Raw genomic sequence first — 10,592 nt, 5'->3', positions numbered from 1 at the left:
AAATTGGAAAGCTTTAGGGCAAATGTTGATGCAAAAGTTGTTACTGGTGGTAACGTTAATTTGCAACTCGGTACAGTCAGTTCTGCAGCAACAGAAGGAACATATGTTGTTGAAGTTGGACAATTAAATGGTTCTGAAACATCAGCTTTAGATGTTAAGATTACGCTTATTAACAACTCCGGCTCACTAAGTTCTACAATTACAACACTTGGTGCAAATTCCGTTTTATTTGGAAATATTTCCTTTAAATGGGATTCAAGTGTATTTAGCCTTTCAGATTTTGGTGGAGCATTACCAAGTGGTGAAGTAATAGACAGTGCAGTTGTCAGAGTAGAAGCTATAAATACAGCTGCAAACCAATTAATCTTCCAAATTGGTGCTAACGAAGGTCACAATATGCTCACAGGTATTGATGATATGAGTGCAACAGCTCTTGGGCTTACAACAACCTCTTTAGATGTCACAACGCAAAATAGCGCAGAAAGAGCAATAATGGTAGTAGATGCTGCAATACACAAAGTAAGTTCACAAAGGGCGGCATTAGGTGCTGTACAAAACAGACTTGAGCATACAATATCCAACTTAGGAGTAGCGGCAGAGAACTTAACAGCAGCAGAAAGCCGTGTAAGAGATGCAGATATGGCAAAGGAAATGATGGAATTCACCAAACAACAAATACTCTTACAAAGCAGTATGGGAATGCTTGCACAGGCAAATGCTCAACCACAAAATGTATTGCAATTGTTAAGATAATAGTTAGTTTATCAAAAATAAAGTGGGCAAAATGCCCACTTTATTTTTACATATTGTTTACACAATATATACTTGTAAAAAGAAAAATATATGATAAAATTTAGGCGATGCTGAAGACGGTAGGTTAGATAATGGCTTGTGCCGCCTGCCCGAGGCAGAAGAGGAAGAGTTTCTTCCTTGTTTTTTGCCTCGGAGGTACCCGAGGTCGTTTATTTTTTTTAGGAGGTGACAGAATTGCTGACAAGAAAACAAAAAGAGCAACTTGTTGAAGAATTAAGCGATGTATTTGAAAAATCCTCGCTAATCCTTTTTTCAGATTATAAAGGATTAAACGTTGAGCAAATTACAAAACTAAGAAGAAATTTAAGAGAAAAATTAGCAAACGGTGCAAGGTACAGAGTTATCAAGAATAGTGTTGCGTATCTTGCGTTAAAAAAGGCTGGATACAACGTAGAGGAAATCGAAGACGTTTTTTCAGGACCACTTGCAATACTATACGTTGAAGATGGTGATCCAATAGAAGCTATCAAGATTATCTACGATTTTTCAAAAGAAATGAAAGGACTTCCATCCTTTAAAGGTCTTTATTTAGATGGTAAATTCTTCGGAGCAGACGAAGTGGAAAATCTTTCCAAACTTCCATCCAAGGAACAGCTTCTTGCAATGGTTGTTAGTGGAGTACAAGGACCAATTAGAGGATTTGTTAACGTACTTTCAGGCACTCTTAAAAGTTTACTTTATGCTCTTAATGCTATTAAGGATAAAAAATCAGAATAATTCAGGAGGTGTTTATTCATGGAAAAATTAGAACAAATTGTAAATGAAATTGAACAATTAACAGTTGCAGAACTTGCAGAACTTGTAAAGATGTTAGAAGACAAATTCGGTGTAAGTGCTTCCGCACCAGTAATGGCAATGCCAGTCGCAGGTGCAGCTGCAGGTGGAGGTGCAGCAGCAGAAGAAAAAACAGAATTTGATGTAGTACTCAAGAGCTTCGGTGCAAAGAAGATTAACGTTATAAAAGTAGTAAGAGAAATCACAGGACTTGGACTTAAAGAAGCAAAAGAATTAGTTGAAAAAGCAGGCACACCTGATGCTGTTATTAAACAAGGCATTAACAAAGACGAAGCAGAAGAAATCAAGAAAAAACTTGAAGAAGCTGGAGCAGAAGTAGAACTTAAATAATAGTAACATAAGTTTCTAAAAAGAAAAGATTTTGTATCAACCCCGTACACAGTATTGTGTAGGGGGTTTTTTTGTGTTTTAATATATAATTGGTGTAATTTTACCCCCCTAAATTTTTCTAACTGAGGTGATAGGATGAAAGAAATTAAAAGTGGAAAAAGGACCCGCTATTCATTTGGTAGGGTCCAAGCACCTATCCCAGTTCCCAACCTCGTGGAAATACAGACAAAATCTTACCAAGATTTCCTCGAGAATGGGATACTTAAGGTTCTCAAAAAATTCTCACCCATAACTTCATCAAAATCCGATCTAAGAAAAGAAAAGGGATTCTCCCTGGAATTTATCTCTGTAAGAATCGGAGACCCTCAAAACACTGTTCAAGAATGTAAAGAACGACTATTAACTTATACTGTTCCGGTTTATACAACAGTTCGTATAACCGATAACAGTACTAACGAAATGATTGAAGAAGAAGCATTTCTTGGCTATATTCCTTACATGACTCCAAGAACTACATTCATAATCAACGGAGCAGAGAGGGTAGTTGTAAATCAATTAGTAAGAAGCCCTGGAATTTATTTTGTGGAAGAAGCCAAAAAAACTTCTGGGACAAGACCTATATACGTTGCCCACTTTTTACCAGTAAGAGGTGCTTGGCTTGAAATATTACTCAATTTAAACGATGAGGTATTCTACGCAAGAATTGATAGAAAAAGAAGGATAAATTTATTTTTACTCCTAAAAGCACTTGGATATGGAGATGACTTGGAATTACTATCGTTGTTCCCACATTGGATCGATGTTGAAGATGAATATACTTTATTACATTCAGAAGGACTTGTAATACTTGAAGATGTTAAAATGAAAAACGGTGAAATATTGGCAAAACGTGGAGATGTTATTACACAAGGACTTATTGAAAAACTCTCCAATTCAAATATCGAAAAGATTAAAGTTGCTCACAGATATGCGGTAAATACTTTAGAAAAATTAAAACATATGTATGGAGAAAATGTAGAAGAAAATAGAGCATATATAGAAATCTTCAGAAAATTAAGACCTGGTGAACTTCCAAGAATAAATGCCGCAAAAATATTCTTAAAAAACCTTTATTTCAACGAAGAAAGGTTTGAACTTTCAGAAGTTGGAAGATTCAAAATGAATAACAGACTCGAAGAAGCTTATAGAAAATACTTGATAGATGTCGAAGGAAAAAAACCCGAAGAAGTTGAAAATACTAAGTATACAGAAACTTCAAACGTCTTAACTCCAATGGACATCGTGCTTGCATCAAGAAATTTAATAGAAATAGACAAACACCCTGGGACTATGGATACAAAAGATCATCTAGGGAACAAAAGGGTAAGAACCGTTGGTGAACTTATAAGAATCGAATTTGAAAGGGCATTTTCAAAAGCTGTTTTCATGATTCAAGAAAAACTTGCAACATATACATCACTTGATAAAATTTCAGTACAAAGCTTAATTAACGTTAAATCAATCATTGCAACGATAAATTCATTTTTTGCAACAAATCCACTTTCACAATTTATGGATCAAACTAATCCGCTTGCAGAATTAACACACAAAAGAAGGTTAACTGCCGTTGGACCTGGAGGTTTAAAAAGAGAACGCGCAAGATTCGAAGTACGTGACGTTCACCATTCCCATTATGGAAGAATGTGTCCTATTGAAACACCTGAAGGTGCAAACATAGGTCTTATTACCTCTCTATCTGTCTACTCTTCAATAGATAAATACGGATTCTTAATAACACCTTATGTTAAAGTAGTAAAAGGCAAAGTTACTAACGAAGTAGTCTATCTAACAGCAGATGAAGAAGAAAATTACAAAATAGCACCTTCAACGACTCCTGTCGATGAAAATGGAAATATCATTCCAGAAAATGTTACCGTAAGATACGAAGAAAAAGTGCTTTATGTGAATAAAAATAATGTACAATTTTTAGATGTTGCTCCTAACCAGATCGTTAGTGTTTCCACTTCTTTAATTCCATTCCTAGAACACGACGACGCAAACAGAGCGCTAATGGGTTCTAACATGCAAAGACAAGGTGTTCCATTGATTGAGACTGAAGCACCTAGAGTAGGGACTGGAATGGAATGGAACGCTGCAAAGTATTCTGGTACTCTGCTCCTTGCAAAACACGATGGAATAGTCAAAAAAGTAGACGCAAGAAAAATAATTATACACAGAATAGATAAAAACGAAAAAGAAATGTATGATTCTATGGGAAATCCCATCCTTGACACATACGAACTTTTAAAATTCACAAGAACAAACCAAGACACTTGTATTAATCAAAGACCTATAGTTAATGTTGGAGAGGTTGTCAAAAAAGACGAACCGATAGCAGATGGTCCTGCAACAGATATGGGAGAATTAGCCCTTGGAAAAAACGTACTTGTGGCTTTTGTACCTTGGGAAGGTTACAACTTTGAAGATGCTATTTTAATAAGCGAAGAACTTTTAGAAAAAGAAACGTATACTTCCATACATATTGAAGTGTATGAAACAACAGCAAGAGATACAAGACTTGGTCCTGAAGAAATAACACCTGATATTCCCAACGTTAGTAAAGAAAAACTAAGAAACTTGGATGAAGATGGTATTGTCAGAATAGGCGCATATGTACAGGAAACGGATATCTTAGTTGGTAAAGTAACACCAAAAAGTGAGAGCGATACAACCCCAGAAGAAAAAATAATAAGATCAGTTTTTGGAGAAAAAGGTAAAGAAGTAAAAGATACTTCGTTAAGGGTTCCACATGGAATAGAAGGAAGGGTAATTGCTGTTCACGTTTTTGATAAGGAAAAAGATGGAGATTTAGGCCCAGGTGTTAACAAATTAATAAGGGTATATGTTGCAATCAGGAAACCTCTTGAAGTAGGTGATAAATTAGCAGGAAGACATGGTAACAAAGGTGTCGTTTCAAAGATATTGCCAAAAGAGGATATGCCATTCTTACCAGATGGTACACCTGTACAAGTAGTATTAAGTCCTCTTGGTGTTCCATCACGTATGAATGTTGGACAAATACTAGAAACAAGTCTTGGATGGTTAGCAGTTCTAACAAACAGATGGTTCGCAACTCCTGTATTTGATGGTGCAAAAGAAAAAGATATCTTACCTGAACTATATAAAGCAAGAAAAAAAATGGGACTTGAAGCAGGTGATAATGAAAAAAATCCGTCTGGAAAAGTAATTTTGCGTGATGGTAGAACTGGAAAAGAATTTGATCATCCTATCTTGGTAGGTTACATGTATGTAATGAAGCTTATTCACATAGCAAGGGATAAAATACATGCAAGATCCACAGGTCCATACTCACTTATTCACCAACAACCACTTGGCGGTAAAGCACAATTTGGCGGTCAAAGATTTGGTGAAATGGAAGTGTGGGCATTAGAAGCATATGGTGCTGCACACACTCTAAACGAGATGTTAACGGTAAAAAGTGACGATATCAGGGGAAGAAATGAAGTATACAAAGCAATAATGAAAGGGAAAAATATACCAGAACCTGGTCTTCCTGAAAGTTTCAAAGTGCTTATAAGAGAACTAAGGGGAATCGCTCTAGATGTTAGAGTATACGATGAAGAAGGTAATGAGATAGATATTGAAAAGTTATAATGCCCCATAAGGAGGGAAAAAAATGGGTTCAACTTTTAAGAGAAAAATCGCTAAAGTTACCGTTAAAGTTGCTTCACCAGAAGTTATAAGAAGTTGGTCAAGTGGTGAAGTTAAAAAGCCCGAAACTATAAACTATAGAACATTCAAACCGGAAAAAGATGGTTTATTTTGTGAAAAAATATTTGGTCCAACAAAAGATTACGAATGTGCATGTGGAAAATATAAAGGAAAGAAATACGAAGGTACCGTGTGTGAAAGATGCGGAGTAAGGGTCGAATCAAAAGAAGCAAGAAGAAAAAGAATGGGACACATTGATTTATCTGCCCCAGTAGTTCATGTATGGTACTTAAAAAGTAGTCCAAGTATACTATCAGCGTTGCTTGATATTCAAGCAAAAGAACTTGAAAATGTCATATATTATGGTGGTAAAAGAATAATTGAAAAAATATTAATCGTTACTGATCCCAAAGATACAGATTTCATCAAAGGATCACTTCTCTACCAAACAGAGTATGAAGTTTACAGTCAAAAGTTAGATTTCGAGGTAATGCCTGGAGTTATCATTAAGTCCCCTACTACCCCAGTTATATCGGATATATCAGGTGAAGTAAAAATAAGACACGAAAAAACTCATACAGATAGAGAAATCACCTGGGTTGATATAAGAAAAATTTCAAGAGCAGAGCACAGAGTGTATACAGGAATGGTTTTAAACGTGAAAAACGGTGATTACGTAAATCAAGGTGATGAAATTGTTTCTGAAATGCAAGTTAACCCAATATATGCCCCTTTTGATGGGACAATTGAAATAGATGAAATTTCAAATACTATAACTGTTAGACCTCTTACTACAAGTAAAGATATGCCTGTTACCTTTTCTTTACCATATGGCGTAAAACCCTTAATTTCAAACAGTAGTAAAGTAAAAAAAGGAGACCAATTAACTAATGGAACAGTTTTGCCTGCTGTTATTGCATCTGTAAGCGGGACAATAAGCTTTGGAAAAGAACTTAACATTAGACCTCTTGAAAATGGAAAATATGAAGTATTAACAAGCGGAAATGTATACGTTGAAAATATTGTAGAAGAAAAACATTATCCTTTGTTTGAAGGTGCCTTTGTTTACGTAAAAGATGGTGATGAAGTTTCAGAAGGTCAAACAATCGCAGATAGGTTTTTATTTGAAGATGAATATCTAACACTTGAAGAATATAAAATATTTGAACAACATTATCCTGCTATGTTTACCGCAGAATCAGAAGTAGAAAATGATAGACCCATAGTCGTAATTACAAAAATAGATGATGATGTTTCAGTTGAAACTAATTTAAAGGTTGGAGATATAATAACGGATCACCAATACGATGCATATAGAACGATTTATGGAGAAAAGATAGAAGCCGAATCTGGAGCAGCTGCAATAAAGAAACTTCTTCAAAATTTAGATCTTGAAAAATTAAAAGCGGAAATAGAAGCAGAATTAAAGAGACTTTCTAAAAGTAGTGGTAAAGCTAAAAAACTTCTAAAGAGATTAAAAATAGTAAAAGATTTATTAAAAAGCGGGACAAATCCCGAATGGATGGTTTTGGAAGCAATTCCTGTGGTACCACCTGATATTAGACCTATGATACAAGTTGAAGGTGGAAGATTTGCTACTACTGACTTAAATGATCTTTACAGAAGAGTTATTAACAGAAACAACAGGTTAAAAAAATTATATGAAATGAATTCACCTGAAATTATAGTTAAAAACGAGAAAAGAATGCTGCAAGAAGCCGTAGATAGTCTTATATACAACGGTAGAATGGGGAAAGCAGTTACAGATAGAAACGGAAGACCTCTAAAATCACTTACAGACCTTTTAAAAGGTAAAAAAGGAAGATTTAGAAGAAATCTTCTAGGTAAGCGTGTAGATTATTCTGGACGTGCTGTCATCGTTGTAGGTCCACATCTAAAAATTCACGAATGTGGTCTTCCAAAGAAAATGGCTATGGAGCTTTTCAAACCATTTGTCTTGGCAGAACTTTTAAACAAAGATGATGAAACAAGCAAAACGGCAAGAAAAATGAAAAAGGCAATAATCGAAAAAGAAATGCCTCAAGCATATGAAGTACTAGAAGAAATAATTAAAGGACATCCGGTACTTCTTAACAGGGCACCTACACTACACAGAATGTCATTACAAGCATTTGAACCCAAACTAATCGAAGGCAACGCAATCCAGTTGCATCCTCTTGTTTGTCCGCCATTTAATGCAGACTTTGATGGCGACCAGATGGCAGTTCATGTACCTCTATCCGCTGCTGCACAAGCTGAAGCAAAATTCTTGATGCTTTCAAGGTACAATATAATTTCCCCGGCACACGGCAAACCTATATCCATGCCTGGAAAAGATATTGTAGCAGGTGTCTACTATTTAACAATGGTTGACAAAAATTTTGATAAAATTGAAAAGGAAAATATAAAATGGAAATTCTCTTCTATAGATGATGCAGAACTTGCATATGAATTTGGTTATATCAATCTCCACGATCCTATACTTGTTAAAGTTGATAATAAAGTTATTAAAACCACATATGGAAGGCTTGTATTTACAAATATTGTTCCAAAGGAATTTAGAGATTATAACAAAACATATGGAAAAGGTGCTATTAAAGATTTGGTTTACAAAACATTCAAGAAATACGGAGTTGATAGAACAGCAGATCTATTAGATGATATAAAAGATTTAGGATTCCACTATGCAACAATCTCTGGACTTACGGTAAGTATAACTGATTTTTACATTTCACCTGAAAGAAAAAAAATAATTGAAAATGCTAAAAAGAAAATCTCTGAAGTTGAAGAACTATTTGCTCTAGGATTCCTATCAGATGAAGAAAAATATAGAGAAACAATAAAAATATGGGCAGATGCGACAGAAAAAGTCCAAGAAGCTACATTCAAATATATAGGAAAGGATCCATTTAACCCAGTATACATAATGGTAGATTCAGGTGCAAGAGGTAACAAGGACCAACTTAAACAACTTGCAGGTATGCGCGGTCTTATGGCTGATCCATCTGGAAGAACTATTGAAATCCCAATTATTTCAAACTTTAGAGAAGGCCTTTCTGTGCTAGAATTCTTTATCAGTACTCATGGTGCTAGAAAAGGCTCAGCTGATACAGCATTAAGAACAAGTTCTGCAGGATACCTTACACGAAGACTTGTCGATGTTGCTCAATCAGTTGTTGTAACTACTACAGATTGTGGCACACAAAATGGTATAAGAGCAACTGTTCTAAAAAGCAGTGACGGATTAACAGTTGAAAAGCTAGAAAACTTCCTATTTGGAAGAGTTCTTGCAAAAGATGTATTTGATCCAAAGACAAATAACATACTTACAAATCCTGAAAATGGTAAACAGTACACAAGAAATACTATGATAGACGATGATGATGCAAAATTCTTAGGAAACTACTCGGTAAGAATTCCCGTATCAAGAGAAGTAGTACTTAATATTGAAAATCCAGAACTTCCTGAAAACTACTGTGAACTAATAGATGATTTCATATATGAAGACATACATTACGATGCCGGAACAGAAGTAAACTGGGATATCATAAGAAAAGCAAGAAATGCTGGTATAACAAGTTTAAAAGTTAAAGAGTATCCAATTGTTGGAAAAGTTTCAGTTGAAACAATTGTAAATCAAAAAGACATGAAACAATTAATAGTTGATGAAGAGTTAATAATGCCAACAACTGCAAAAATACTAGAGGAAAACAACGTGAAATCCGTATTAGTAAGACCTGAAATAATTGTAAGATCTGTATTAACCTGTGAATCAGAACATGGCGTATGTTCAAAATGTTACGGTATGGACCTTTCAAATCACAAAATAATAGAAGTTGGTGAATCAGTAGGTGTAGTAGCTGCACAATCAATAGGAGAACCAGGCACACAGCTTACAATGAGAACATTCCACACAGGTGGTATTGCCACTACTGCAGATATTACACAAGGTCTTCCGAGAGCAGAAGAACTATTTGAAGCTAGGAAGAAACTAAAAGAACCAGAAGGTGTATTCTCAAAAGTAAAAGGCTATGTAAAAGATATTGTTGAAGACGAAACTGGTAAGAAAAAAATCTATCTTGAAGATGAAGCGGGAGATATCCACGAATACGAAATTCCAACAAAGGTAAAAGTAGCAGTGAACAAAGGTCAAAAAGTACTTCCAGGGCAATCTTTATCTACAGGTGCAATTAGACCTAGGAAAATACTTGAAACACTTGACGTTGACGCAACAGCTCTTTACTTGCTAAAAGAGATTAAAAAGGTCTACGTCGAACAAGGTGTGGATATTCACGATAAACACTTTGAGATTATAATAAAACAAATGCTCGACAAAGTTGAAGTTGTTGATCCAGGTGATACAGATTACTTACCTGGAGATCTTCTAAGACTTCAAACTGTAAAAAGAATAAATAGAGAATTACTCGAAGGAAATACACATGTGGAAACAAACAGAAAACGGGTAATAGGAAAGATATTACATCAACACCTAATAGGTGAAGATGAGAATGGTCAGATAGTTGAAATTGCTCCAGAAGGAGCAGAAGTCACCGAGGAAATACTTGAAAAAGCTATAAAGTTGGGAATAAAAGAAATTATTGTTCAAAATGGCGAAGGCGAAGTAATAAATTATCAAATTTTACCAAAAGAACCTATAAAATACAAGAGAAAATTACTTAGAATAACAAAGGCATCACTTGAGAGAGTAGGGTGGTTAAGTGCAGCAAGTTTCCAACAAACACCTCAAGTCTTAACTGAAGCAGCTATTGAAGGTTCAGAAGATCTATTACTAGGTCTAAAAGAAAACGTAATTGTAGGGCAACTAATACCTGCAGGAACTGGGTTGGACATGTTTGCAAATATACAAATTGAAGAAACACCTAGAATGGCTACTAAAGATAAAGAAAAAATGGCGTAAGTTGAATCCCCCTCTTTAAAGAGGG

General features: G+C 35.1%; 5 protein-coding genes. All 5 read left to right on the top strand.

Features of this window, described 5'->3' with window-relative positions; genetic code table 11:
* Window positions 1–753 (top strand): flagellin (locus AS157_RS05905; protein WP_284730381.1); only part of this gene is annotated, 753 nt, incomplete at its 5' end.
* 234 nt (window positions 754–987) lie between these two features.
* Window positions 988–1,530: a 50S ribosomal protein L10 gene (gene rplJ, locus AS157_RS05900; protein WP_077289502.1), complete on the top strand. Its 543-nt coding sequence runs from the start codon at window positions 988–990 to the stop codon at window positions 1,528–1,530.
* An 18-nt stretch (window positions 1,531–1,548) separates the two neighbouring features.
* A complete protein-coding gene (gene rplL / locus AS157_RS05895; protein ID WP_077198394.1) occupies window positions 1,549–1,938 on the top strand; it encodes a 50S ribosomal protein L7/L12 in 390 nt (129 codons plus the stop codon).
* Between the two features lie 135 nt (window positions 1,939–2,073).
* A complete protein-coding gene (gene rpoB / locus AS157_RS05890; RefSeq protein WP_214494995.1) occupies window positions 2,074–5,592 on the top strand; it encodes a DNA-directed RNA polymerase subunit beta in 3,519 nt (1,172 codons plus the stop codon).
* Window positions 5,593–5,614: 22 nt separating this feature from the next.
* Window positions 5,615–10,567, top strand: coding sequence for a DNA-directed RNA polymerase subunit beta' (locus AS157_RS05885; protein ID WP_214494994.1), 4,953 nt, complete (start codon window positions 5,615–5,617; stop codon window positions 10,565–10,567).
* Window positions 10,568–10,592: the final 25 nt, after the last annotated feature.

Source organism: Thermosipho sp. 1244 (assembly GCF_018588215.1).
Taxonomy (GTDB): Bacteria; Thermotogota; Thermotogae; order Thermotogales; family Fervidobacteriaceae; genus Thermosipho; species Thermosipho affectus.
This window is presented reverse-complemented; position numbering and strand designations above follow the sequence as displayed.